The following is a 23,637-nucleotide window of genomic DNA, read 5'->3' as shown; positions in this document are numbered from 1 at the left end:
ATTGGCGCACTATAGTGACACACGTGTACTAACCGTTAGACCGCCGTGGTGTCGCGCTCACTGACGGCCTTGAACACGGCGTCGCGAGCTCGGGAGCGTCGCGATTTCACCGTGCCAGGTTTGACGCCCATTTCGCGGGCGGCGTTTTCCACGGTGAGGCCGGCGACGTCGATAAGCAAAAGAGGCTTCATCCCCAGCGGCGTAGAGTGGCCTCGAAAGTTCGCACTCATAGCGATCATGGCCCTCATCTTGTCTGCTCTAGCCTTCGAAACCTTCAGCGGCTCGGTGACGACTAGCACGATTCCTAGCTCTCAAGCGCGACGGCGGTCGAATAAATCCAGCCAACCCGCGGAAAATGGCCGCTTCAACTCACAAGTGCCCCAGGTGAGACTCGAACTCACACTGGACGGGTTTTGAATCCGTTGCCTCTGCCAATTGGGCTACTGGGGCGCGGGAGTAAAGCTTAGCGCAGCAGCGAGCGCCGGCGGAAATCTGGTGCGTGCACCCCCGGAGCGTGGGGCGTCGACAAGCAAATGGCACGATGGGTTACCGATGCGTAGCCTTGCGTGGGTGACCACAATCGATCGAACGTATCGCGTTCTTGACCGCGGACCGCGCCCATCGACGAGGGGTTGGGCCCACCTCATCGCCGCGTTCGTCGCGGCGATCGGCTCTGCGGTGCTGATCACCTTCGCGTGGATGACCCTGCGGCCCGCCGAGGCGCTGAGTGTGAGCGTGTACTGCGCTGGGTTGATCCTGCTGTTCGCGGTGTCCGGGCTCTACCACCGCGGCCCGTGGAAGTCGGCTGAGACGGTCCAGTGGTGGCGCCGCGCGGACCACTCCACCATCGCCATTTTCATCGCCTCTACGTACACGCCGTTGTGCACCATCCTGCTGGAGCCGCCTTACTCGACATGGTTGCTGGTCATCGCCTGGGCGGGCGCGGCGCTGGGCGTCGTACTGAACATGGTGTGGATCAACCACCCCAGGTGGCTCGACGTAGCGGTCTACATCACTCTCGGCTGGCTTGTCCTGCCCATCTTGCCGGTGCTGCGCACCGAAGCGGACCCTGAAGTGATCCTCTTGCTGTTCTTCGGCGGAGTGGCATACACGGTCGGCGCGATCATTTACGGCTTCAAATGGCCGGGCCGCGAGGCCCGCCACTACGGCTACCACGAGCATTTTCACACGTTGACGATTGTGGCTGCGGCCTTGCACTTGGTGGCGATCTGGATCATCGTCGTTCAGGCAGGCCAGCCCGCATTGCCGCAATTGTAAAACGTCAGCGGCGCTGGTTATTATGCAGCAATGCGTAAGTCCTACAGTGTCGCCGCGGTCGTCGGCAGCGCCCTGCTGCTGACCTCGTGCGTGACCAACGCCGAGGGCGGAAACCCCGAAGGCTGGGAGCCCGTCGAGGTGGAAGCGGTGCCAGAGATCGCCGCGATGGTGCCCGAGAGCGTCGCGGCGGACGGCAAGCTGTCGGTGGGCACGAACCCACCGTTTGCCCCCTTCGAGTTCAAAGACTCCACAGGCAACCTCATCGGCGTCGAGCTCGACCTCGGCCGGGCGCTGGCGCAGGTCATGGGCCTCGAGTTCGACCCCCAGGAGATGGACTTTTCCATGATCCTGCCCGCAGTCCAGGCCGGCAGCCTCGACGCCGGCATGTCCGGATTCACCGACACCGAGGAGCGCCGCGAGTCCTACGACTTCGTCGACTTCCTCTACGCCGGAATCCAGTGGGCACAGCAGCCCGGCAACGACGTCGACCCCGCGAACCCGTGCGGACTGACCGTTGCGGTGCAGCGCACCACGGTCTCCGAAACGGACGATGTCCGCCCGAAGAGCGACGCTTGCGCCGCCGCGGGCGAGGATCCGATTACGGTCTTGTCCTTCGACACCTCCGACAACGCCGCACTCGCTGCCCTGACAGGGCGGGCCGACGCGTTCAGCGCCGACTCCCCCGTCACGGCCTGGGCGGTCGAGCGGTCCGACGGCGATCTGGAGCTCGTCGGTGAAATGTTCGACGCAGCCCCCTATGGGATCGCCGTGAACAAGAACTCGGAACTCGGCCCCGCGCTGGCCGCTGCGATGCAGCACCTCATCGACACCGGGGAGTACGCCCGCATCCTCAACCAGTGGAACATCGACTCAGGCTTAATCGACGAAGCGCTGATCAACGAACAGCCCCAGCAAGGAGCAGCATGATGGCAACAACACCACCCGAGCGCATCGAGGCCAAGCCCCTGCGCCACCCCGGGCGCTGGATTCTCGCGGCAATCATTATCGCCCTAGCGGTCTGGTTCATCATCGGCGCGGCCCGCAACGATGCCTACGGCTGGGACACGTACTTCCGCTACCTTTTCGATACCCGCATCGCCATCGCGGCGTTGCACACCCTGGCGATCACGATCCTCGCGATGCTGTTCGGCGTGGTCGGAGGCGTGCTTCTCGCGGTGATGCGGATGTCTCCGAACCCGGTGTTCAAGACCGTGGCGTGGGTGTTTTTGTGGATCTTCCGCGGCACCCCAGTCTACGTCCAGCTCATCTTCTGGGGATTGATCGGCTCGATCTACGACACCTTCAACCTCGGGGTCGCCGAGATCCCGCTCGAGCCGTTCACCTCTTCGGCGTTCCTGCTCGCCGTCGTCGGACTGGCGCTCAACGAGGCGGCCTACATGGCTGAGATCGTGCGCTCAGGCGTCTCCTCGGTGCCCGAGGGCCAAATTGAGGCCTCCAAGGCGCTGGGGATGAGCTGGTCGCAGACGATGAAGCGCACGGTGCTGCCGCAGGCGATGCGCATCATCATCCCGCCGACGGGCAATGAGTTCATCTCGCTGTTGAAGACCTCGTCGCTGGTCGTCGCGGTCCCATACTCGCTGGAACTCTACGGGCGCTCCATGGACATCGCCGCCGCATTGTTCGAGCCCGTGCCCATGCTGCTCGTCGCGGCAACCTGGTACCTGGCCATCACCTCGATCCTCATGGTCGGCCAGCACTACCTGGAGAAGTACTTCGACCGTGGCGCAACGCGCCAGCTCACCACCCGCCAGCTCGCCGCGCTTGCCGACGCCGAGGGCACCATCCCGGCCAACGTGCAGCTTGTCGACGCCCCCGAGCCCAAAGGACGCTAACTTATGACCACTCCCATGATTCAGGCCGTAAACGTCTGGAAGTCCTTCGGCAACCTTGACGTGTTAAAGGGCATCGACCTGACCGTTGCTCCCGGCTCCGTGACGTGCCTGATCGGCCCTTCCGGCTCCGGTAAATACACCTTCCTGCGCTGCGTCAACCACTTGGAGAAGGTCACCGCGGGCCGCCTCTACGTCGACGGCGAGCTCATCGGTTACCGCGAGCGCGGCGGCACCCTGTACGAGATGTCCGAGCGTGACGCCGCGAAACAGCGCCGCGAGATCGGTATGGTGTTCCAGCAGTTCAACCTGTTCGGCCATCGCACCGTGCTCGACAACATCATGGAGGCGCCGATCCACGTCAAGGGCGTGCCCGCCGCCAAGGCGAAGGAGCGTGCGCTCGAGCTGCTCGCGATGGTCGGCCTCGAATCGAAGGCGGCGGCGTACCCGATCCAGCTCTCGGGAGGTCAGCAGCAGCGCGTCGCCATCGCGCGCGCGGTGGCGATGGAGCCCAAGCTCATGCTTTTCGACGAGCCGACCTCAGCGCTCGACCCCGAGCTCGTCGGTGAGGTCCTCGGCGTGATGAAGCGGCTGGCTGACGACGGCATGACCATGCTCGTGGTCACCCACGAGATGAACTTCGCCCGCGAGGTCGCCGACCACGTCGCGTTCATGGCCGAGGGGCGCATCGTGGAGTACGGAACACCCGCCGAGGTGCTGGACAACCCGAGCCAAGACCGCACTAAGTCGTTTTTGTCCACCCTGTTCTAGGGACTCTGGCGGTACTTCTCCTTCATCGCCGCCAGCACGATCTCGGGCACCAGACCCGTGACATCGCCGCCGTACTTGACAACCTCCTTGCACAGCGAGGAGGAGGTGTAGCCGAACTTCTCGTCGGTGAGCAGGAAGTACGTGTCCACCCCGGAGAGCCTGCGGTTCATCTGCGCCATCGGCAGCTCGTACTCGTAGTCCAGCGAGGAGCGCAGGCCCTTAACCAGGGCGGTGATGTGGTGGGCGGTGGTGTAGTCGACCAGCAGCCCGCCCCAGAAATCGACGCGGATGTTGGGGACGTCGGCAAGCACCTGCTCGATCAGCTCAACGCGCTCGTGGACGGTGAACAACCCCGAGGTTTTCGCGGGGTTGCCGGTGACGAGGACAACGACCTCGTCGAAGTGGCGCGCGGCGCGGGTGAAAATGTCTACGTGGCCGTTGGTCACCGGGTCGAACGAGCCCGGGCACACTGCTGTGGTCATGGGGTGGGATCCTTTCGGGGGCTGGAGTAGACGGCCATATCCATACGCGCGATGCCGTACAGGCGCTTCTTCAGCTTCTGGGTCGTCGGGGTGAACGCCTCGGGCCAGGCAGTCTCCGGGCTTTCACGGTGGCGCTCGACGACGACCACGGCGCCGTCGACAAGCGCGGGCTCAAGGGCTGCGAGCATCTCGGCGACGGACTCGTCCGCGAGGTCATAGGGCGGGTCGGCAAGCACCATGGAAAAGTGGTTGCGCGGCGCCCGGGCCAAGTAGGTGGACGCCTTGACCGGCTCGACGTGCACGTTCGGGTGGCCGACAACGGACGCGTTGTACTCAATGACTTTGACCGCGCGCGGGTCGTTTTCCACGAGCACCACCTCCGACGCGCCGCGCGAGGCCGCCTCGAGACCCAACGCGCCCGAACCGGCGAACAGGTCGAGCACCGTCTGGTCGATGAAACCAAAGCGCACCTGCAGGGAGGAAAACAGCCCCTCGCGCGCGCGGTCGGAGGTCGGTCGCGTCCCCTCAGGCGGGACCTTGATCTTGCGCCCGCGCGCCTCACCGGAAATGATGCGGTTCATGCACCCCACCTTAACCGGTGTCAGCTCTTGTCCAGGTATTCCCACTCCTCCGGAACCGTGGACATCAGCGTCTCCATCGCGCCCCGCGCCAGCTGCGGGTGCTGCTCGACGAAGCGCTCCGCGTCGTCGTAGGCGCGTTGCACGATGTCGAAGTCGTCCACGAGGTTGATCAACCTCAGCGTGCGGTGGCTGCCCGACTGGTTCACGCCCAGGATGTCGCCCTCCTGTCGGGTGCGCAGGTCGAGCTCTGCCAGCGCGAATCCGTCGGCGGTTGCTGCGACCTGGCACACGCGCTCGAACGCCTGGGAGTCCTCATCGGCGAGCGTGTGGAAGAGACACAGCGACTGCTTTCCGCCACGGCCGACGCGCCCGCGCAGCTGGTGGAGCTGGCTCACCCCGAAGTGTTCGGACTCGCGCACCATCATCACGGTGGCGTTGGGCACGTCCACGCCCACCTCGATGACCGTGGTGGACACCAGCACGTCGATCGCGCCGGCGGCGAAGTCCTTCATCACCGCATCCTTGTCCTCGCCCTTCATCCTGCCGTGGAGCACGCCCACGTCAAGGTCAGCGAACTCGGTGGCGGAGAGCATCGCGGCGGTAATCAGCACGCCGCCGTCGCCGTCGATGCGCGGGCACACGATGTAGGCCTGTCGGCCGGCCTGGGCTTCCTCCCGGATTTTCTCCCAGCCACGTTCCACCCACGCCGACTTGAACTGCGGAACGACGGAGGATTGGATCGGTTTGCGCCCACCGGGCAACTCGCGCAGGGTGGAGATCTCCAGATCGCCGAACACGGTGATCGCCATGGTGCGCGGAATCGGGGTGGCCGTCATCACCAGCACGTGCGGCGGGCTATCGCCGCCCTTGGCCCGTAGCGCGTCGCGTTGCTCCACGCCGAAACGGTGCTGTTCGTCAACCACCACGAGGCCGAGGCGGAAAAACTCCACGCTCTCTTGGATCAGCGCGTGGGTGCCCACGACGATGTCGGCCTGGCCCGAGACGATGTTGAGCAACGCCTCCTGGCGCTGCGCGGCGGTCATCGACCCCGTCAGCGCCACAACGCTCGTGGTCAGGCCGGCGCGCAGCGCGGTTTCCTGCAGCGAGCGGGCGTGCTGCATGGTCAGCACCTCCGTGGGCGCGAGCAGGGCGCACTGGGAGCCGTTATCCACCGCCTGGAGCATCGCCAGCAGGCTGACGATGGTTTTGCCGGAGCCGACCTCGCCCTGGAGCAGCCGGCTCATCGGGCGCGGCCGCGACATGTCCGCGGTGATGTCGGCCAGTACCTGTTTTTGCCCGTCGGTCAGGGGAAACGGCAGGTTGCCCAGCAGCTGGTCGAACTGCCCGCCGCGCACCGGGGGCAGCGCGGTCGCGTCCTCGAGCAGGCGATCCGCGCGGCGCACCGCCATCACCAGCGCGATGCCGCTGGCCTCCTCGTACTTCAACCGGCGACGCGCCGCGTCCGGGCCGGCCGGGCCGGGCTCATGGATCTCGCGAATCGCCTTGTTCAGCGACGAGTAGCCGATCGGGGTAAACCCGAGTGGTTCCTCAACCGGCGGCAGCGTCTTCAGCACCGCGTGCACCGCGCCCATGATCGTCCATGTGCTCACCTTCGACGTCGCAGGGTACAACGGCAGCCATTCGCGGCCGGAGAGGATCTCCTCCAGATCACCGAAGTGGGACAGCTGCTTCAGCGCCCCGGTTGCCTGGGTGGGGCCGTCGAGAAGCACGAAGTCCGGGTGCTGGAGCTGGGGCGCCGAGCGGAAGAAGCTGAGCTTGCCGGTGAGCATGACTCGCTTGCCTTCGGTGAGCGCGCGCATGGCGAAGCGGGAGCCGAAAAAGGTCGCGCCGATGCGGTAGCGGCCGTCGTCGACGGTGATTTTGTAGATCGGCTTGCCCTCGCGCGGGATGAAATGGGTATCAATGACGCGGCCGATGATGCTGATCGTGTCGCCCTCGCGGGTGCCTTCCAGCTCGCTGCCCGCGCCGTAGTGCAGATACTTGCGCGGGTAGTGGCGCAGCAGGTCGCCGCACGATTCGATACCGAGGTGCTTGTGCAGGGCTCGGGCCTGCTTAATGGGAATGACCAGATTGAGCGGGCGCGGATCGATGGTCCCCAACACGGCGCTACTCCACCCCGATCTCCGCTATCGCACCCAGGCTATCGGCTGGGTAGATGCGCACCTCCGCGCCCAGCGTGGTGGACAGCAGTTCCTGGTCGAGCGAGGGGATCGCCACCGGGTCGTAGAGCACGGAGATCAGCTCCCCACCGCCTTCGAGAAGGCTCGCGCAGGCCGCGGCGACGGCATCTGCGGGCGCCCCGGAAGCGTGGGCGTTGTCTTCGTGGGTGACCACGCCCGTACGCATCTCCTCCGCCGCCTCGGCCATCGTCTCCGCCGCCACATCCACCGGCAGGGCCGCGTCGTGCACGGCGAGCGCCGCTATCCCCGTCACCAGGCGCACCGTCGGCAGCACCGAGACGTGCTCGACGGTCTCGCCCGCCGCCTTTTCGACGCCCGCCACAGCCGCCTCGCTCATCAGCCCGTTGGGCAGGAAGACGACCTCGCGCGGGCGGGCCTTGGCAATAGCCGCGAGGACGGCCTCAACCGTTGCGGCCTCGTCCGCCTCCGGCGCGATGGTTGCGGCGCCGGCCCCGGAATAGAGCTCGGCGAGTGAGCCCGGCGGGGTGATCGCCACGATAAGGCGCTCGCTGGTGGCGGGTTCCTCGACGTCGGGAAGAACCTCGAGGCGCAAGTCGGACACTTCGCCTAGGGCGAAACTGGCCTCGATCAAGGCCCCGGCGTTGACGGAGTGGACGTGCACCTTGGCCTCGGTGTCGCTGGCGCGCGCGATGACGAGGCTGTCGCCCCCGGCGTCGAGAAGCGTGCGCTCGAGCTCGTCAACCGGGCCGGAAAACATGAACATGATCTCGAGGTGAGCGGCAGAACCGTGGCTCTCCCCAACCGCGCCCGGTGCCTGCGGCTCGCGCGGGGTCTCCCCCGTGACCTCGGCGAGCAGCTCGTCGAGCAGGATGACGAGCCCGGTGCCTCCGGCGTCGACGACGCCGGCGTCGCGCAGCGCCGCGAGTTGCGAAGGTGTGCGCTCAAGCGCCTCGCGCGCGGCCATCGCCGCCGCCTCAACCACCTTGGCCAGCGGTTTGCCCACGGCATCGCGGGCGGCGTCCGCGGCGGCGAGCAGCACGGTGACCACCGTGCCCTCGACCGGATCGACGATCGCGCGCTCGACGAAGTCCACGCCCGAACTCAGCGCCTCGGCCACGACCTCGCCCGTCACCTCCCCTCCGCCGACGGACTGGGCCACGCCCCTGATTACCTGGGACAACACCACACCGGAGTTGCCGCGCGCGCCGCGCATGCTGCCGACCGCCAGCGCCTCGGCCACCTCGACCAACGAGGCCGACTCATCGAGCTTCGCGGCCTCGCGCACCGCCTCGGCCATCGTGTGCGCCATGTTCGAGCCGGTGTCCGCATCCGGGACGGGAAAAACGTTGAGCTGGTTGATCTCCACGCGACGGCGATCGAGTTCAGATGCCGAGCGCTGCGCCCACGACAGGAGGTGGGCGCCGTCGAACACTGGCTCGAGCGCGGGTGGGTTAGCCATGGCACCCGAGTTTACCTGCAGCACCCGACGCGCGGACAACGTGCTCACAACGACCAATCAACCGGGTCCGCACCCTGGCTGACCAGCAGCTCGTTCGCGCGGGAAAACGGCCGGGAGCCGAAGAACCCGCGGCTGGCCGACAGCGGCGAGGGGTGCGCCGACTCAATCATCGGGGTGTCGCCCAAAAAACGTGCGGCGCTTTGCGCGTCGCGGCCCCACAAGATGGCCACCAGCGGGCTGCGGCGCGCACCCAGCGCCCGAATCGCCGCCTCAGTCACCGCCTCCCACCCCTTGCCGCGGTGCGACGCCGGGGCACCGGGGCGCACCGTGAGCACCCGGTTGAGCAGCAGAATGCCCTGGGAGGCCCAACTGCTCAAGTCGCCGTCCGCGCGAGGGGCGATCCCGAGGTCCGAGTGGAGCTCTTTGTAAATGTTGACCAAGGACCGCGGCGGGGCAACCCCGGGCTGGGTGGAAAAGCTCAATCCCATCGGGTGCCCGGGCGTGGGGTACGGATCCTGCCCGAGGATGAGCACGCGCACCTCGTCGAAGGGGTCGGCGAACGCGCGCAGGATGTCGTTTCCGCGCGGCAGGTACTCGCGCTCGGCGCGCAGAAAGTCGCCCATCGCATGGATCTGATCGGCCACCGGGGCGAGCGGCTCCTGCCACGAGTCGTGGACTGGTAACCGTGACGTGTGCGTCATGAAAAACTCTCCCATCCTTGGCTGTATGCCGGGGTGGAGCCGTCGACAAGCACGCCCGCGCCCTTGCGGACCTCGCCGATGGTGCGAAAGCCGACCGGGGCGGAGCCGTCGATCGTGCCGAGCAACGTGTGGTCTTCGCCGCCGCTTAAGACCCACTGCCACGGGTCGATGCCGAGCAGCTCGCCCGCGGCGACCTGCAGCTCATCCGGGGCGAGCGCCGCGGAATCGAGGTCGATGAGCACCTTGGAGCGCTCCGCCAACACGCCGACATCACGCACCAGCCCATCGGAGTTATCCGTCATCGCGGTCGCCCCGGCGGCCCGCGCGATCATGCCGCGGCCTGGCGTCAGCTCCGGCGCCTGGTAGGCATGCACCAGCGGGTGCAGGTGCTCGGGAATGTCCGCACCGGATTGCAGCAGGGCGAGCCCGGCGGCGGAGTAGCCGATCTTGCCGTGGGCGACAACGCGCTGGCCCGCACGCGCCCGATCCAGCTCAAGGGGAGGCAGGCTGCCGCCGAGAGAACCCACCGCACTGATCGACAGCACCAGCGAGGCGCCGCTGGTGACGTCCCCGCCGACGAGCTCGGATGTGTACTCGCCCACCTTCGACTGGATCCCGGCGGCGAATTGACGCACCACCTCAAGCGGCAGCTCGGGCGGGGCGGAAAACGCCAGCACCGCGGCGATCGGCCGCGCACCCATCGCCTCGATATCCGCGAAGTTTTGCACCACGGCCTTGCGCCCCACAGCAAACGGCGTTGTCAGCTCGGGCGCGAAATGGCGGCCCTCGACGAGCATGTCTGTTGTGACCACGACGCGGGAGTTCGGCACCGGCGGGGTCAGCACGGCGGCGTCGTCACCGTTGAAGGGCGACGGCGCCTCGCCGAGGATCGCGCGGATGACCTCGTGCTCGCCCACCTCTCCCAGCGTCGGGCCGGCGGTGGGAAAGCCTGTCTCAATCACGGGTGACGTGCGCCTTTCGTTAGAATGCCTAATCATGAGCAAGGATTCCGCTACCCCGATTCCCAAGCCATTCATCGTTATCAGCCTGGTCCTCGCGGTGGCGCTGATCGTCGGAGTCCTCGCCGGAGCCAAAGTCTACTTCAACCGCGTCGCGCTGACGCCGGTGTCCATGCCCGAACTGCCCTCGCCGCTGGCCGGCTCGCCGGAGTGCGCCTCGCTTCTCGACGCTCTTCCCAACACGCTGATGGGCCACAAGCGCGCCGAGCTCGCCGAGCCGGCACCCGCGGGTGCCGCGGCGTGGCAGTCGTCGTCCACCGAGCGCGTCACGCTGCGCTGCGGGGTGGACATGCCACTGCAGTACACCGAGTACACCCCGACGTTCGAGGCCGGCGGGGCGCAGTGGATGCGCATCGACGATCCCATCGCCGGCTCAAACCTGACCACGTGGTACACCACCGACCGCTCCCCCGTCGTCGCCGTCACGGCGAACGGCGGTACCGGCGACGCCGCACGCGCGCTTGCCGACGTTAACGCCGCTGCGTTGCCGGAGGCGACCCATACTCCCGCCCCCGCCCCGCTTTCGCAGCTAGCCGATGGCCCCGCCACCGAAGCGGGCACCTGCGACGCACTGCTATCCGCCCTGCCGCAGTCTCCCGCCGAGGGGTACACGCGCCTCGACGTCGAGCAGGAACGCACCGTGGCCTGGCAGGCTGAGGGCAAAGAGCCGATTCTTCTGCGCTGCAATGTCGCTCCACCGGAGAACTACGAACCCGGCCTGCAGCTCTACCAGATCAACGGGGTGACCTGGTTTGAAGACACCGAGCTCGCGGACAACCCCAGCGCGTCTACCTGGTTCGCGCTCGGCCGCGACGCCGTGATAGCCGTGCACCTTCCCCAGGGCGAGGGCAACGCCGCGGTGACCGCGCTGTCGGAGGCTATCGAGGCGACCGTGCCAGCGCGGTCTGAATAAGGGTGTGCAACAGCTCGGGGTAGCTCACTCCCGAGGCCTTCCACACCTGCGGGTACATCGAGATCGGGGTGAAACCCGGCATGGTGTTGATCTCGTTGAGAACCGGCCCGCGCTCGGTGAGGAAGAAGTCCACCCGTGACAGCCCGCGGCAGCCGAGGGCGCGAAACGCTGTGATGGCGAGCGAGCGAATCTGCTGCGTCACCTCCTCGCTGTAGGGCGCGGGAATGGTGGCGGTCACCCCCTCATCGAGGTACTTCGTTTCAAAGCCGTAGAAGCCCTCCTCACCGTCCTCGGTGCCGTTGAGCGTAGCGGGCACGGAAGCCTCGACGCGACCGTCCGGGTACTCGAGCACGCCGACCTCCACCTCGTCGCCGACAAGCTCCGCTTCGACAATCGCCTTGGAGTCAGACTGCAGCGCGACGGCGATCGCGTCGTCCAGCTCAGCCCAGTCGCTGACCTTGGACACACCGATTGAGGAACCACCCCGGGCGGGTTTGACAAAGACGGGTAGGCCGAGGCGCTGCTTGGTGGCGTCGTCAAGCGACTCGCCGCGACGCACGATGACCTCGTCGGTCACCGCGATACCCGCAGAGGAGACGAGCCGCTTGGTGTATTCCTTGTCCATCGCGCACGCGGAGGCGAGCACGCCCGGTCCGACGTAGGGCAGGCCCGAGAGCTCGAAGAAGCCTTGGATCGTGCCGTCTTCGCCGTACATGCCGTGCAGCACGGGGAAGGCGACGTCGACGACCTCGAGGACCTCGCCGGTTGCGACGTCCGAAATCGTGCCGCGGCGCTGCGGTGTCGCCGTCAGCGCCACCTCGCGCCCAGGCGCGACCTCGGGCAGCGTCGCGCCGCCGACAGGGTCGATACTGCCGGTGACCCACGCGCCCTCGCGGGTGATGCCGATGGGGACGATCTCGTAGGTCTCCTTCGGCAGCTGCGCCATAATTGCCCCGGCGGAGATGCAGGAGATGGAGTGCTCGGTGGAGCGGCCACCGTAAATTACTGCTACACGAATCACGTGTCGAAGCCTACAAGGCGTTACTCGGACTTTTTCGAGCGACCCATCAGCGCCACGATGGAATCTTCGACCCCCGCACCCTCATGGCACACCGCGCGCACCGCGGTGGTAATCGGCATGTCCACGCCCGCCTCCGTGGCCAGCTGGTAGATCGACTGCGAAGAAATTACACCCTCGGCGACCTGCCCCTTGGTCGCCGCCTTGGCCTCCTCCAGACTCGCCCCCGCGCTCAGCGCCGCGCCGAAGGTGCGGTTGCGCGACAGCGTGGACGTGCACGTGGCCACCAGGTCACCCATTCCCGCTAGGCCGGAAAAGGTGCGCGGATCGGCGCCGAGCTCAATGCCGAGGCGCGCAATTTCCGCCAATCCGCGCGTAATCAGCGTCGCCTGCGTGTTGCTTCCCAAGTTCAACCCCGCCGCCATGCCGCAGGCGAGTGCGATGACGTTCTTGCAGGCCCCGCCGAACTCCGCGCCGACGACGTCGGTGTTCGTGTACGGGCGCATGTAGCGCGTCGAACACGCCGCCTGGAGCAGCTTCGCGCGGTTGAGGTTCGTGCACGCGATCACCGTGGCCGCCGGCTGCTCCTCGGCCACCTCGCGCGCTAAGTTGGGCCCGGTGAGCACGGCGATACGCTCCTCGTTCGCCCCGGTGATCTCCGCGATGATCTGGGACATGCGCAAATGGGTGCCGTACTCAATGCCCTTGGAGATGGACACTAGGGTGGCGTCGGCAGGCAGCAGCGGTTGCCAGACCGAAAGGTTCTCGCGCATCGTCTGGCTCGGGACCGCAAAAGTCACGATATCCGCGCCGTCCAGCGCTTCTGCGGGATCGGCGGTGGCAACCAACGCCTGCGGGAGGGTGATGTCGGGCAGGTAGTCGGCGTTGACGTGCTCGGCGGTAATCGACCGCGCAAGCTCCGCACGCCTCGCCCACAGGGTGACCGCGTTGCCGGCGTCGGCAAACACTTTCGCCAACGCCGTACCCCACGACCCTGCGCCCATCACCGCTACGTTGACCATCGCACGCTCGCTTTCCTTGAAGTCTTCGACAGCACCCCCGGGGGCATGTACCGCCCAAGATTAGCCGGATGCGGTGCGCGACACGCGGGCGGGTGAGTTCGCACTACCGCGGAGTGTGCGCCACAATGTCTCCATGGCATCTAGGGCGACAATGCACGAAACAGACAAAGACGACCGCGGAGAGATGTTCCTCACGGGCCGCCACCAGGAAATCCCGCGCCACCCCGAGCGCGAATTCAACAAGACCACGCTCGCGGCCGGTGCCGTGCTGTGGCGTGGCGACCTGGAGGCTGTCGAAAAAATCGAGGTCGCCTGCATCCACCGCCCGCACTACGACGACTGGTCCCTGGCCAAGGGAAAAGTCGACCCCGGCGAGTCTCTCGTCGCAACCGCCGTGCGCGAGATCAAAGAAGAGACCGGCTACGACATCCGCCTGGGCAAGCTTTTGGGCAAGACCATCTACCCGGTGAAAAACACCACCAAGGTGGTCTATTACTGGACGGGTCAGGTCACCGGCGGCGAGTTCACGCCCAACAGCGAGGTCGATGAGATCCGCTGGCTGCCCCTCGATGAGGCCAAGGAGCTGCTCACCTACGACCTCGACCGCCAGGTACTTCACAAGGCGGAGAAGCGCTTCCGCCTGCCCGCCACCTCGCGGATCCTCTACGTGCGCCACGGCCGCGCCCACGAGCGCGAGAAGTGGAGCGGCGACGACAACCTTCGCCCGCTAGACAAGAAGGGCCGCCGCCAGTCCGAGATGCTGGTGCCCATGCTCGCCCCGTTTAACCCGCAGCGCATCTTCTCCGCCGAGCCCGACCGTTGCCGGACCACCGTCGCCCCGCTTGCCGACGAGCTCACGCTCGACGTCGAAGTCAACGAGCTTTTCGGCGAGCGCGCCTGGGTGGATAATCAGGTGGCCTGCAAGCAGGCCTTCGCGGACGTCGTCGCGCTCGGCGGGGTGAGCGTCATCTGCTCCCAAGGCGGGATCATGCCGGACATCATCGCCTGGCTCTCCGACACCGGAAGGCTGCCCATTGACGGCCCCATCTCCGTGAAAAAGGGCGGGGTCTGGGTGCTGTCCTTCAACGGTGACGACCTCACCGGTGCCGACTACATGCCCTCCGCCCTGCCGGTGCGCTAGCGGCGCTACACGCTGGGTTTGAACGTCGGCCGCTGCGACTCGAAGGCGTCGATCGCGGGCTCGTCGCGAAGCGTCAGGCCAATGTCGTCGAGGCCCTCGATGAGCCGCCAGCGGGTGTAGTCGTCGATGTCGAAGGTGTAGGTGTTCTCCCCGACGGTGACGGTGCGGTCCGCGAGGCTGACGGTGACCTCCATGCCCGGGTTCTGCTCGAGCTGCTTCCAGATCAGCTCGATGTCGGACTCGCTCATCACGCCCGCCAAGAGCCCGGCCTTGCCGGCGTTACCCCGGAAGATGTCTGCGAAGCGCGGGGAGAACACGGCGCGGAACCCGTAGTCGCCCAAGGCCCAGACAGCGTGCTCGCGCGAGGAGCCGGTGCCGAAATCCGTTCCGGCGAACAGGACCGAGCCGTCCTTGTACTCATCCTGGTTCAGCACGAAATCCGGTTCATTGTCGCGCCAGTTGGAAAACAGGCCGTCCTCGAACCCGCTGCGGGTGACGCGCTTGAGGTAGCGCGCCGGAATGATCTGGTCGGTATCCACGTTCGAGCGCGTCAACGGGACGCCAACACCGGTGTGAGTGGTGAACTTTTCCATTCTCGTGTGCTCCTTCTTAGAGGTCGGCGGGGCTGGACAGGTGGCCGGTGACAGCGGTGGCGGCGGCGACCAGCGGTGACACCAGGTGCGTGCGCCCGCCGGGTCCCTGGCGGCCCTCGAAGTTGCGGTTCGACGTAGAGGCGGAGCGCTCACCCGGCTTGAGCTGATCCGGGTTCATGCCCAGGCACATGGAGCAGCCGGCGGTACGCCACTCTGCACCGAACTCGGTAAACACCTTGTCCAGGCCCTCCTCCTCGGCCTGCTGTTTAACCATGGTGGACGAGGGCACGACCATCATGCGGGTGCCGTCTGCGATGCGGCGGCCCTTGAGAATCTCGGCGGCGGCGCGCAGGTCCTCGATGCGGGCGTTGGTGCACGATCCCAGGAACACGGTGTCGATCTTGATGTCGCGCAGCGGCGTGCCCGGCGTCAAGTCCATGTACTGGAGAGCCTTTTCCGCGGCGCGCTTCGCGGTGTCATCGCCGAAGGACTCCGGATCGGGCACGTTCTCCGACAGCGGCAGGCCTTGGCCCGGGTTGGTGCCCCAGGTGACAAACGGGGTGAGCGCGGAGCCGTCGATCTCGACGACGGTGTCGAAGGTGGCGCCGTCGTCGGTAGGCAGGGTCTTCCAGTACTCCACCGCGGCGTCCCAATCGGCGCCGGTGGGGGCGTACTCGCGGCCCTTGACGTACTCGAAGGTCTTCTCGTCGGGGGCGACCATGCCGGCACGGGCTCCGGCCTCGATGGACATGTTGCAGATGGTCATGCGCGCTTCCATGGACAGCTTGCGCACGGCCTCGCCGCGGTACTCGATGATGTGGCCCTGGCCGCCGTTGGTGCCGATCTTGGCGATGATCGCCAGGATCAGGTCCTTGGCGGTCACACCCTCGGCGAGCTCGCCGGAGACCTCGATGGCCATGGTCTTAAACGGCTTAAGAGAGAGCGTCTGGGTGGCCATGACGTGCTCGACCTCGGAGGTGCCGATACCCATGGCGATGGAGCCGAACGCGCCGTGGGTGGAGGTGTGCGAGTCACCGCACACGATGGTCATGCCCGGCTGGGTGATACCGAGCTGCGGACCGACGGTGTGAACGATACCCTGCTTCACGTCGCCCATGGAGTGCAGGCGCACGCCGAACTCCTCACAGTTCTTGCGCAGTGTTTCCACCTGGATGCGTGAGGTCGGCTCCTGTATTTCGAGCAGGTTGCCAGTTTTGATACCCAGGGTGGGCACGTTGTGGTCCTCGGTGGCCAGGTGCTGGGCGGGGCGTCGGATTGTCCGTCCCGACATACGCAGCCCGTCAAAAGCTTGCGGGCTAGTGACTTCGTGGAGGAGTTGAAAATCGATGTAGATCAGGTCAGGGTCGCCGTCTGCCCCCTTTGTCACCACGTGGTCCTGCCACACTTTCTCGGCGAGTGTCAAAGGCTTGTCTGCCATCACTTTCCTCCTCTGGTAGTCACGAACATTCCCATTATGCGGAATGCTAGTATCCATCGTGTGAGACAGTATAGCGAAGACTCCGGCATTAAAGTGCTCGACCGCGCCATCGCCATCGTCCGCTCCGTCGCCATGGGCGACAAGTCGTTGGCGAACCTAAGCGAGGATACTTGCCTGCCCCGAGCCACGACACACCGCATCGCCACCGCGCTCGAGGTACACCGCGTGCTCACACGCACCCCCTCCGGCGAATGGACCATCGGCCCCGCACTCGCCGGTTTTTCGGCCAAGGCGTCACCGCGCCTGCTCTCTGCGGCCGAGCCGATCATGCGCGAGCTGGTCACCACGACCGGAGAATCCGTACAGCTCTACGTACTCACCGGCAACACGCGCACCTGCATCGCCGCCGAGGAGCCGCCCAGCGGACTGACCTACACCGTGCCGGTGGGCTCGCAGCTTCCACTGACCGCGGGCTCCGCGGCGCGCGTCTTCGCCGCCTTCGACCTGATTGCGGACCACCCGTTCCCCGAGCCCGAGCTCGACCGGGTGCGCAACGATTACCTGGCCGAGTCCGTCGCCGAGCGCGAGATCGGCCTAGCCAGCGTGTCCGCCCCGATCACAGACTCCGCGGGCCACGTGCTGGCGGTGCTCTCAGTATCCGGGCCCGTTGAACGCCTCGGCCCGCGACCCTGCGACACCTGGGGAAAGGTAGTCAGCGCCGCGGCCACCAGGCTCAGCAGCGCACTGTAGGACATCCCGCCAGTGCGATACTGCCCGGAAGCGTGAGGAACTTCTGCGCCCGCGCATCCGACTACCAATAAAGCCTTCTTTGTCAGTTCCGGCTTTGCGCGTACCCCGACCAACTTGTCCGCCTCTGATAGTTAAACCAGCTAGGAGCCAGCACCATGGAGCTTGATCTCGTCGATCTCTCCCGGTGGCAGTTCGGCATCACCACCGTCTACCACTACATTTTCGTTCCGCTCACCATCGGGCTCGCCCCGGTGGTTGCCATCATGCAGACGCTCTGGCAGGTAACGGGCAAAGAACCCTGGTACCGCGCCACGCGATTCTTCGGAAACCTGTTTCTGATCAACTTCGCCATGGGTGTGGTCACCGGGTTGGTCCAAGAGTTCCAATTCGGTATGAACTGGTCCGAATACGCCAGCTTCGTCGGCGACGTCTTCGGCGCTCCCCTCGCCTTCGAGGGCCTCGCGGCGTTCTTCTTCGAGTCCGTCTTCCTCGGCGTGTGGATCTTCGGCTGGGGACGCGTCCCCCGCTGGGCGCACCTGGTCTCAATCTGGATCGTCGCCGTGGCCGTGAACGTCTCGGCCTACTTCATCATCGTGGCCAACTCGTTTATGCAGCACCCCGTCGGCGCGCGCTACAACCCCGAGACCGACCGCGCCGAGCTCATCGACTTCGCGGCGCTGCTGACCAACCCCACGGCAGTTCAAGCCGTGCCCCACGCCATTTTCGCCGCCTGGATGCTCGCCGGCACCTTCGTCTGCGGCATCGCCGGCTGGTGGATGGTGCGTGAGGCGCGCCAGGGCGACCCCGACAGCACCGCGGCGACGATCTGGCGCACCTGCACGCGCTTCGGGGCGTGGATCATCCTCGTCTCCTCAATCGGAGTTGCCTTGACCGGGGACGCACTGGCCAAGCTCATGTTTGTCCAGCAGCCGATGAAGATGGCCTCGGCGGAAGCGCTGTGCCACACCGAGACCGATCCGTACTTCTCGATTCTGTCGGTGTCGACCATGAACAACTGCGAAACGGCGATTCACTTAATCGGCGTCCCGTTCGTGCTGCCGTTCCTCGCGGAGGGTCGCTTTAGCGGCGTGACCCTGCAGGGCGCGATGGACCTCAACACGCAGTACCAGGAGCTTTACGGGCCGGGTAACTACATCCCGAACCTCTTTGTCACCTACTGGTCCTTCCGCCTGATGATCGGTTTCATGGCCGTGCCCGCCATCATGGCGGTCGTCGCCCTGTGGAAGACCCGTAAGAAGCGCGTCCCCTCCGAGAACTGGATCCAGATCGCCTGCCTGGCCGCGCTGCCCGCGCCGTGGATTTCCAACTTCTCCGGCTGGATCTTCACCGAGATGGGCCGCCAGCCGTGGGTGGTCCACCCCAACCCATCGTTCCAGGGAGTCGACGGACCCAACGGGGAACAGAACATCCATATGATCGTCGACTTCGGCGTCTCCGACCACCAACCATGGCAGGTGTTGTTAAGCCTCGGGGTGTTCACCGCCCTCTACGGCATCCTCGCCGTGATCTGGTTCGCGCTGATGCGCCGCTACACCCTCTACGGCCTCGACCAGCCGGGCATGTCCGCCGGCGACGCGGCCAACCCGGCGGCGGCTTCTTACGGCCCGGCCGACGACGCGGAGCTCGAGCCGTTGAGCTTTGGCGTGACGACGTCACCGGGGCGCGGCGATGGGGCATCGACAAGCATTCGCGGAGATAAAGGAGAGTAGCTGATGGATCTCAACACGATCTGGTTTCTGGGGATTGCCGTGCTCTTCGCTGGCTTCTTTGTGCTCGAGGGTTTCGACTTCGGCGTGGGCATGCTGCTTCCGTTCGTCGGAGGTGACACGCCCGAGGACAACGACCGCCGGCGCACCGCGCAGGTGAGCACCATCGGGCCGCTGTGGGACGGCAACGAGGTGTGGCTCGTGACCGCCGCCGCGGCCATCTTCGCGGCCTTCCCCGAGTGGTACGCAACCCTGCTTTCGGGGTTCTTCTTCCTCTTCGTGCTCATCCTCGTCGGCCTGATTGTGCGCGGCGTCTCCCTCGAGTGGCGTGTAAAAGGCAAGACTGCCCAGTGGCGCCGCCGCTGCGACATCGGCACCACCTTCGGCTCCTACCTCCCGGCTTTTTTGTGGGGCCTGATCTTCACCAACCTCGTCGCCGGCGTGCCGCTCAACGACAAGGGCCGAATCAGCTCCTTCACCGACGGCTTTGTCGGCCTGTTCAACCCACTGGGGCTTGCCGGTGGCCTCGCTTTCGTGCTGCTCTTCGCGCTGCACGGCGCGATCTTCGTCGCGTTGAAGGCTCACGAGCCGCTGCGCGGCCGCGCCCGCACCCTGGCACTGCGCTGGCTCGCCGCGCCGACCGCGATCGTCTCCCTGCTGTACGTCGTGTGGCTGCAGAACGTAGCCGGGGCGCAGTGGACTTGGATTGCCGTGGCGGTGGCGGCGCTTGGCATCGCCGCGGCGATCGGCGCAACCTTTGCCAATCGCGATGGGTTCGCCTTCGCCGCCACGACCATAGCCATCGCCGCAGTCTGCGTGGTGCTGTTCGGCTCCCTGTTCCCGGACGTCATCCGCTCGACCAGCGCCCACCCGGGGTGGGACATCTACTCCGCGGCATCGAACCCGTACACCCTGCGGATTATGAGCTGGGCCGGGATCATCATCCTGCCCGCCGTGATCGTCGCGCAGGCGTGGTCCTTCTGGTCCTTCAGGCAGAGGGTGAAGGTGTAAGAAGCACCGTGGCCTCCCCTGTCGACCCCCGCCTCGTGCGGTTTGCGCCCCCGGTGCGCCGGTTCATCCTGCGCACGGGAATCGCTCAGGGGGTCACCACCGCTCTCGTCGTCGCGCGAGGTGCGCTCCTTGGTGTGATCGCGGCTTCCGCCGTTGAGGGGCGCGACGTGAACTACGTATTGCTGTTCGCAGCGCTCGCCGCTGTGATCCTCGCCCACAGCGCGGCGGCAGCGGCGGCGCAGCGCGCCTCGCTCCACGCCGCTGGCGCCACCATCGACGTGCTGCGCAGCAAGGCGCTGACCGCGCTGGCGCGCCAGGATCCCCGCGCCGTCGAGCGCGACGCCGCCCTGTGGCGCCACGTGCTCACCCGCGGCATGGACGACTTCAGGCCCTACCTCACCGATTTCCTGCCCTCGCTGGTCGCAGGGGTGATCGCAACGCCGATTGCGCTGGTCGCGGTGTTCTCCTTCGACGTCGTCGCCGGAGTCTTCGCGCTGGTCACCCTGCCGCTGATCCCGGCGTTTATGGTGCTCATCGGCACGCTCACCGCCGCGCGCACGGAGCAGCGCCTGCGTGTTTCCACCGCGCTCGGCCACCAGATTGCGGACTTGCTGCGTGGAGCGCCGACGCTGCGCGCGATGCAGGCGTCGACACGCCCGGGCGAGCACATCCGCGACGCCGGTGCGCGGCACGCGGCCTCCACGATGGGCGTTTTGCGCCTGGCGTTCCTGTCGTCGTTCGCGCTCGAGTTCCTGGCCACGCTCTCCGTCGCGCTGGTCGCGGTGAGTATCGGCCTGCGCCTGGTCTACGGCGACATCAGCCTGCTCGCCGGCCTAGTCGTGCTCATCGTGGTGCCCGAGGTGTTCAACCCCGTGCGCAAGGTCGGCGCGAACTACCACGCCGCCGCCGACGGGCTCGAGGCGGTGGATAAGGTGCTATCGCTTATCGACGCCCCCACCGCCACCGCTGGCTCCTACCTCACGCCTGCTCGGTCCGGCGTGGAGGTGGACAGCCTGAGCGTTACCGGGCGCGACGGCACGCTGCCCCACAACCTGTCGTTCCGTGCCCACCCCGGCGAGGTCACCGTGCTGCGCGGGCCGAACGGGACGGGCAAGTCCACGACCTTCCTCGCCATACTTGGCGCGCTGCCCGATACCGACGTCAGCGGGCGCATCGCCGTGGGCGGCGAGGTGGCCTTCCTCGCGGCGCGGCCCGCGACGGTGCCCGGCACCGTGCGCGAGAACCTCGAGCTCTTCGGCGCGCCCGTCACTCCCACCCCGCTGGCCCCGACGGTCGAACCCGAGCGCTTCATCGACCCTGCCTCGCGCGGCGTCTCCGCGGGCGAGCTGCAACTGATCGGCTTGACCCGCACCCTCGCCTCGCCCGCGCCGATTGTGCTTCTCGACGAACCCACCGCGCATCTGTCCCCCGAGCGCGTCGCCGAGGTGCTCGACGCGATCCGCGACGCGGCCGAGCGCGGGCGCACGGTACTGGTCGCCAGCCACGACATGCGCGTCGCCGAGGCCTCCGACAAGGTGGTGGACCTGTGAGAAACGCCATATCCTTGCTGCGGGTCGCGGGGGTCAAACCCGGGGCCGTTGCGCTGGCGGTCGCCGCCGCAGCGGTGACGCTGCTGTCCGCGCTGAGCCTGACGGTGCTGTCCGGTTGGCTGATCACCCGGGCGTGGCAGATGCCCCCAGTGCTGCACCTGTCCGTGGCGATCACCGCGGTGCGGGGTTTGGGCATCTCTCGCGCAGTGTTTCGCTACATCGACCGGATCGTCGCTCACCAGCTGGCGCTCGGTGCGCTGAGCGAGCTGCGCGCGAAAGTCTACGACGCGCTGGCCTCGTCCGCTGCGACATCGCGCGGACAGGGCCACGTCTATGTGGTCGACGACACCGAGCGGGTCACGGACTTTCTGGTGCGCAGCCACATCCCCCGCCTCGTTGCGGTGGTGGTCTCCCTCGCCGCGCTGGGGCTTGCGGCGTGGCTGAGCCCGCCGGCCGCGTTGGTGATGGCGGCAGCTCTCGCCGTGACCGGTTTCTTGGTGCCGCGCATCGCCGCACGCTCGAATCGCCGCGCCCGCGAGGTGGAGGAGTCCACCGAGTTCGCCGTCGGCCTCGATCAGGTGCTGCAGCACCGCGTGGAGTTCGCCGCGGCCGGTCGGGCCGAGGCTTTGATCGGCGAGGTTGCGGAAGCGTCGCAACGCGTCACGCGCGAGAAGCTCGCCGCGCAGCGCTCAACCGTTGCGGCCGAGGCGATCCAGACCGTGGCCACGGGCGCTGCGGCGCTCGGCGTGGCGGCGATCGCGGTGGCTACCTACAGCGGGAATCCGACCTGGTTGGGCATGTTGCTGATGCTGTCGCTGGCGGCGTTCGAGTCCCACGGTCCCCTGCCTGCCGCCGCGCGCCACGCCGACGACGCCGCGCGCGCCGCATCGCGCCTGAGCAACCTGCTGAACACGCAACGCGCCGATGTCGCTGGACCCGCGGTGTCCGACACCGTCGAGGCGCGCGACCTGCGCACCATCTACGGCGATACGGTGTGGAATCTCCGCGTGGAGCCCGGCGAGCGCCTGCTCGTGCGCGGGCCCTCGGGCTCAGGCAAGACCACGATGCTGGAAACGCTCGCGGGGTTGGTGCCCGCCGCCTCGGGCGAAGCGACCGCCCCGGCAAGCACCAGGTTCTACGCGGAGGACGCGTGGGTGTTTTCAACCTCGGTGCGCGAGAACCTGCGCGTGGGCACGCCCGAGCTTGACGACACCCTCGCCACGCGCGTCCTCTCCGCCGTCGGCTTCCCCTTCGACTTGGACTTTGTCCTCGACAACGGCGCCGACTCGCTCTCGGCCGGGCAGCGCCGCCGCCTGCTGCTCGCCCGCGCGCTGTGCAGCGACGCCGACGTGCTGCTTCTCGACGAACCCACAGCGCACCTGACCCCCGACGACTCAGCCGATCTAATGCACATGCTGCTCAACTCGCCGCTGCCCGGGCCGAAACCGCAACGCACCGTGATCGTCGTGGCCCACGAGAACTAGCCGGGCTGGTCGATCGGGTCAAGCTCGCCGGACGGCCACACCACGTTCTTCGCCAGCGGGATCTGGTGCGAGGCCGACTCCAGGATGTGCATGAAGTACCCGGCGGTGTTGGGGATTGCGATGATGTCGCCGGCTGAGACCCCCTGGGGGAAGCGGATCCTGCGGCGCAGAATCACCTCGTCCTCGATGCAGTAGGCGCCGACGAGGAAGGCCTCGATCTCCTCGCTGGCCGGCGTGCGCTTGACTAGGATCGGGTCGACGAGGTAGTCGTCCGAGGTGGTGCGGCACTGGGTCCGGTTCATGTGCAGGCCGACGAGCGGGAGGCCGTCGCTACGCGTCTTCACGAAGGCGACTTGGGCGAGGATCACTCCGCAGCCGTCGAGAAGCGAGCGGCCCGGCTCAAGGTGGAGCCGCAAGCCGCGCGCGGTGAGCGCTTCGGCGACCCCGCCGGAGAGCACCTCGTCCAGCCACGGCCCGCGTGTGGGCCGCTGGTAGTACGGGTAGGTGGTGGCAAGCGGGTCGGATCTCCACGTGAACGGGGCGGCGTAACCGGCCCGCTGGGCGGCGATGGCGGCCTGGTAGTCGGCCCACTGCTCGGCGTCGTCGAGGTAGCTCATGGGCACCCCGCCGCCGATGTCGATGAACTCCGGGGTGTGGCCTGCGGCGGTCAGTGTATCGGCGAGCTCC

General features: G+C 66.9%; 23 protein-coding genes and 1 tRNA gene. 11 read left to right on the top strand and 13 right to left on the bottom strand.

The annotated features are described in order from the left end of the window. Positions 1-35 precede the first annotated feature (35 nt). Both HMPREF0298_RS11885 and HMPREF0298_RS09225 read right to left on the bottom strand, forming a co-directional pair. Complete coding sequence (locus HMPREF0298_RS11885) at positions 36-239, bottom strand: RNA polymerase sigma factor (RefSeq protein ID WP_245527481.1); 204 nt, start codon at positions 237-239, stop codon at positions 36-38. A gap of 137 nt (positions 240-376) precedes the next feature. Further along, positions 377-450 (bottom strand) — tRNA-Leu (locus HMPREF0298_RS09225). 102 nt (positions 451-552) lie between these two features. Here HMPREF0298_RS09225 and trhA point away from each other — a divergent pair. The 4 genes from trhA to HMPREF0298_RS09205 are packed head-to-tail and all read left to right on the top strand — an operon-like array spanning position 553 to position 3,899. Further along, the gene (trhA, locus tag HMPREF0298_RS09220; RefSeq protein ID WP_006840904.1) at positions 553-1,278 is read left to right on the top strand and encodes a PAQR family membrane homeostasis protein TrhA; all 726 of its coding nucleotides are present in this window, start codon (positions 553-555) and stop codon (positions 1,276-1,278) included. Positions 1,279-1,308: 30 nt separating this feature from the next. Beyond that, the gene (locus tag HMPREF0298_RS09215; RefSeq protein ID WP_006840903.1) at positions 1,309-2,205 is read left to right on the top strand and encodes an ABC transporter substrate-binding protein; all 897 of its coding nucleotides are present in this window, start codon (positions 1,309-1,311) and stop codon (positions 2,203-2,205) included. Then, positions 2,202-3,131 (top strand): amino acid ABC transporter permease, encoded by a 930-nt coding sequence (locus tag HMPREF0298_RS09210; RefSeq protein ID WP_006840902.1) that lies wholly within the window; start codon positions 2,202-2,204, stop codon positions 3,129-3,131. Before HMPREF0298_RS09215 ends, HMPREF0298_RS09210 begins: the two co-directional genes overlap by 4 nt. 3 nt (positions 3,132-3,134) lie before the next feature. Then, the gene (locus HMPREF0298_RS09205; RefSeq protein ID WP_006840901.1) at positions 3,135-3,899 is read left to right on the top strand and encodes an amino acid ABC transporter ATP-binding protein; all 765 of its coding nucleotides are present in this window, start codon (positions 3,135-3,137) and stop codon (positions 3,897-3,899) included. Here the strand turns inward: HMPREF0298_RS09205 and coaD are convergent. The 6 genes from coaD to HMPREF0298_RS09175 are packed head-to-tail and all read right to left on the bottom strand — an operon-like array spanning position 3,896 to position 10,246. Next, positions 3,896-4,381 (bottom strand): pantetheine-phosphate adenylyltransferase, encoded by a 486-nt coding sequence (gene coaD / locus HMPREF0298_RS09200; RefSeq protein ID WP_006840900.1) that lies wholly within the window; start codon positions 4,379-4,381, stop codon positions 3,896-3,898. The genes HMPREF0298_RS09205 and coaD overlap by 4 nt on opposite strands. Beyond that, the gene (locus HMPREF0298_RS09195) at positions 4,378-4,962 is read right to left on the bottom strand and encodes an RsmD family RNA methyltransferase (RefSeq protein WP_006840899.1); all 585 of its coding nucleotides are present in this window, start codon (positions 4,960-4,962) and stop codon (positions 4,378-4,380) included. Before HMPREF0298_RS09195 ends, coaD begins: the two co-directional genes overlap by 4 nt. 20 nt (positions 4,963-4,982) lie before the next feature. Further along, positions 4,983-7,085 (bottom strand): ATP-dependent DNA helicase RecG, encoded by a 2,103-nt coding sequence (locus tag HMPREF0298_RS09190; RefSeq protein WP_006840898.1) that lies wholly within the window; start codon positions 7,083-7,085, stop codon positions 4,983-4,985. Positions 7,086-7,089: 4 nt separating this feature from the next. Further along, positions 7,090-8,583 (bottom strand): DAK2 domain-containing protein, encoded by a 1,494-nt coding sequence (locus HMPREF0298_RS09185; RefSeq protein ID WP_006840897.1) that lies wholly within the window; start codon positions 8,581-8,583, stop codon positions 7,090-7,092. 44 nt (positions 8,584-8,627) lie between these two features. After that, on the bottom strand, positions 8,628-9,284 hold the full coding sequence (locus HMPREF0298_RS09180; protein WP_006840896.1) for a uracil-DNA glycosylase: 657 nt from the start codon (positions 9,282-9,284) through the stop codon (positions 8,628-8,630). Then, a complete protein-coding gene (locus HMPREF0298_RS09175) occupies positions 9,281-10,246 on the bottom strand; it encodes a thiamine-phosphate kinase (protein WP_040423024.1) in 966 nt (321 codons plus the stop codon). The genes HMPREF0298_RS09180 and HMPREF0298_RS09175 overlap by 4 nt, the downstream gene beginning before the upstream one ends. Positions 10,247-10,280: 34 nt before the next feature. Here HMPREF0298_RS09175 and HMPREF0298_RS09170 point away from each other — a divergent pair, with 34 nt between their 5' ends. Further along, positions 10,281-11,216, top strand: a complete 936-nt coding sequence (locus HMPREF0298_RS09170) for a DUF3515 domain-containing protein (protein ID WP_006840894.1) — start codon at positions 10,281-10,283, stop codon at positions 11,214-11,216. Here HMPREF0298_RS09170 and HMPREF0298_RS09165 read toward each other — a convergent pair. Next, entirely contained in the window at positions 11,182-12,237 is a 1,056-nt protein-coding gene (locus HMPREF0298_RS09165) for a D-alanine--D-alanine ligase family protein (protein ID WP_040423022.1), read from the bottom strand. The genes HMPREF0298_RS09170 and HMPREF0298_RS09165 overlap by 35 nt on opposite strands. 20 nt (positions 12,238-12,257) lie before the next feature. Beyond that, positions 12,258-13,256, bottom strand: coding sequence for an NAD(P)H-dependent glycerol-3-phosphate dehydrogenase (locus HMPREF0298_RS09160; protein ID WP_006840892.1), 999 nt, complete (start codon positions 13,254-13,256; stop codon positions 12,258-12,260). A gap of 133 nt (positions 13,257-13,389) precedes the next feature. On the opposite strand from HMPREF0298_RS09160, the gene HMPREF0298_RS09155 reads away from it, so the two are divergent. Beyond that, positions 13,390-14,397, top strand: coding sequence for an NUDIX hydrolase (locus HMPREF0298_RS09155; protein ID WP_040423019.1), 1,008 nt, complete (start codon positions 13,390-13,392; stop codon positions 14,395-14,397). Between the two features lie 5 nt (positions 14,398-14,402). Here HMPREF0298_RS09155 and leuD read toward each other — a convergent pair whose 3' ends face one another. Together leuD and leuC are read right to left on the bottom strand one after the other, a co-directional pair. Further along, positions 14,403-14,990 (bottom strand): 3-isopropylmalate dehydratase small subunit, encoded by a 588-nt coding sequence (leuD, locus tag HMPREF0298_RS09150; RefSeq protein WP_006840890.1) that lies wholly within the window; start codon positions 14,988-14,990, stop codon positions 14,403-14,405. A 16-nt stretch (positions 14,991-15,006) separates the two neighbouring features. After that, positions 15,007-16,428, bottom strand: coding sequence for a 3-isopropylmalate dehydratase large subunit (gene leuC / locus HMPREF0298_RS09145; protein ID WP_006840889.1), 1,422 nt, complete (start codon positions 16,426-16,428; stop codon positions 15,007-15,009). A gap of 36 nt (positions 16,429-16,464) precedes the next feature. Here leuC and HMPREF0298_RS09140 point away from each other — a divergent pair, with 36 nt between their 5' ends. The 5 genes from HMPREF0298_RS09140 to cydC all read left to right on the top strand — a co-directional run bounded on the left by HMPREF0298_RS09140 (position 16,465) and on the right by cydC (position 22,950). Continuing rightward, positions 16,465-17,178: an IclR family transcriptional regulator gene (locus HMPREF0298_RS09140; RefSeq protein ID WP_006840888.1), complete on the top strand. Its 714-nt coding sequence runs from the start codon at positions 16,465-16,467 to the stop codon at positions 17,176-17,178. Positions 17,179-17,333: 155 nt separating this feature from the next. After that, positions 17,334-18,908, top strand: coding sequence for a cytochrome ubiquinol oxidase subunit I (locus tag HMPREF0298_RS09135; protein ID WP_006840887.1), 1,575 nt, complete (start codon positions 17,334-17,336; stop codon positions 18,906-18,908). 3 nt (positions 18,909-18,911) lie between these two features. After that, positions 18,912-19,916: a cytochrome d ubiquinol oxidase subunit II gene (gene cydB, locus HMPREF0298_RS09130; protein ID WP_006840886.1), complete on the top strand. Its 1,005-nt coding sequence runs from the start codon at positions 18,912-18,914 to the stop codon at positions 19,914-19,916. An 8-nt stretch (positions 19,917-19,924) separates the two neighbouring features. After that, complete coding sequence (locus HMPREF0298_RS09125) at positions 19,925-21,466, top strand: ABC transporter ATP-binding protein/permease (RefSeq protein ID WP_006840885.1); 1,542 nt, start codon at positions 19,925-19,927, stop codon at positions 21,464-21,466. Further along, a complete protein-coding gene (gene cydC, locus HMPREF0298_RS09120; RefSeq protein ID WP_006840884.1) occupies positions 21,463-22,950 on the top strand; it encodes a thiol reductant ABC exporter subunit CydC in 1,488 nt (495 codons plus the stop codon). Before HMPREF0298_RS09125 ends, cydC begins: the two co-directional genes overlap by 4 nt. Here cydC and HMPREF0298_RS09115 read toward each other — a convergent pair. Further along, positions 22,947-23,637: type III PLP-dependent enzyme domain-containing protein (locus HMPREF0298_RS09115; RefSeq protein ID WP_006840883.1), on the bottom strand; the 691-nt coding region annotated here is incomplete at its 5' end. The two genes, cydC and HMPREF0298_RS09115, sit on opposite strands and share 4 nt — an antisense overlap.

Origin of the sequence: Corynebacterium lipophiloflavum DSM 44291, from assembly GCF_000159635.1 — a bacterium.
Lineage (GTDB): Bacteria > Actinomycetota > Actinomycetes > Mycobacteriales > Mycobacteriaceae > Corynebacterium > Corynebacterium lipophiloflavum.
This window is presented reverse-complemented; position numbering and strand designations above follow the sequence as displayed.

What these genes read in the sequence shown, in the direction of transcription:
- HMPREF0298_RS11885 (WP_245527481.1), bottom strand. Translation starts at nt 239, where the DNA reads ATGATCGCTATGAGTGCGAACTTTCGAGGCCACTCTACGCCGCTGGGG.
- trhA (WP_006840904.1), top strand. Translation starts at nt 553, where the DNA reads ATGCGTAGCCTTGCGTGGGTGACCACAATCGATCGAACGTATCGCGTT.
- HMPREF0298_RS09215 (WP_006840903.1), top strand. Translation starts at nt 1,309, where the DNA reads ATGCGTAAGTCCTACAGTGTCGCCGCGGTCGTCGGCAGCGCCCTGCTG.
- HMPREF0298_RS09210 (WP_006840902.1), top strand. Translation starts at nt 2,202, where the DNA reads ATGATGGCAACAACACCACCCGAGCGCATCGAGGCCAAGCCCCTGCGC.
- HMPREF0298_RS09205 (WP_006840901.1), top strand. Translation starts at nt 3,135, where the DNA reads ATGACCACTCCCATGATTCAGGCCGTAAACGTCTGGAAGTCCTTCGGC.
- coaD (WP_006840900.1), bottom strand. Translation starts at nt 4,381, where the DNA reads ATGACCACAGCAGTGTGCCCGGGCTCGTTCGACCCGGTGACCAACGGC.
- HMPREF0298_RS09195 (WP_006840899.1), bottom strand. Translation starts at nt 4,962, where the DNA reads ATGAACCGCATCATTTCCGGTGAGGCGCGCGGGCGCAAGATCAAGGTC.
- HMPREF0298_RS09185 (WP_006840897.1), bottom strand. Translation starts at nt 8,583, where the DNA reads ATGGCTAACCCACCCGCGCTCGAGCCAGTGTTCGACGGCGCCCACCTC.
- HMPREF0298_RS09180 (WP_006840896.1), bottom strand. Translation starts at nt 9,284, where the DNA reads ATGACGCACACGTCACGGTTACCAGTCCACGACTCGTGGCAGGAGCCG.
- HMPREF0298_RS09170 (WP_006840894.1), top strand. Translation starts at nt 10,281, where the DNA reads ATGAGCAAGGATTCCGCTACCCCGATTCCCAAGCCATTCATCGTTATC.
- HMPREF0298_RS09160 (WP_006840892.1), bottom strand. Translation starts at nt 13,256, where the DNA reads ATGGTCAACGTAGCGGTGATGGGCGCAGGGTCGTGGGGTACGGCGTTG.
- HMPREF0298_RS09155 (WP_040423019.1), top strand. Translation starts at nt 13,390, where the DNA reads ATGGCATCTAGGGCGACAATGCACGAAACAGACAAAGACGACCGCGGA.
- leuD (WP_006840890.1), bottom strand. Translation starts at nt 14,990, where the DNA reads ATGGAAAAGTTCACCACTCACACCGGTGTTGGCGTCCCGTTGACGCGC.
- leuC (WP_006840889.1), bottom strand. Translation starts at nt 16,428, where the DNA reads ATGGCAGACAAGCCTTTGACACTCGCCGAGAAAGTGTGGCAGGACCAC.
- HMPREF0298_RS09140 (WP_006840888.1), top strand. Translation starts at nt 16,465, where the DNA reads ATGCGGAATGCTAGTATCCATCGTGTGAGACAGTATAGCGAAGACTCC.
- HMPREF0298_RS09135 (WP_006840887.1), top strand. Translation starts at nt 17,334, where the DNA reads ATGGAGCTTGATCTCGTCGATCTCTCCCGGTGGCAGTTCGGCATCACC.
- cydB (WP_006840886.1), top strand. Translation starts at nt 18,912, where the DNA reads ATGGATCTCAACACGATCTGGTTTCTGGGGATTGCCGTGCTCTTCGCT.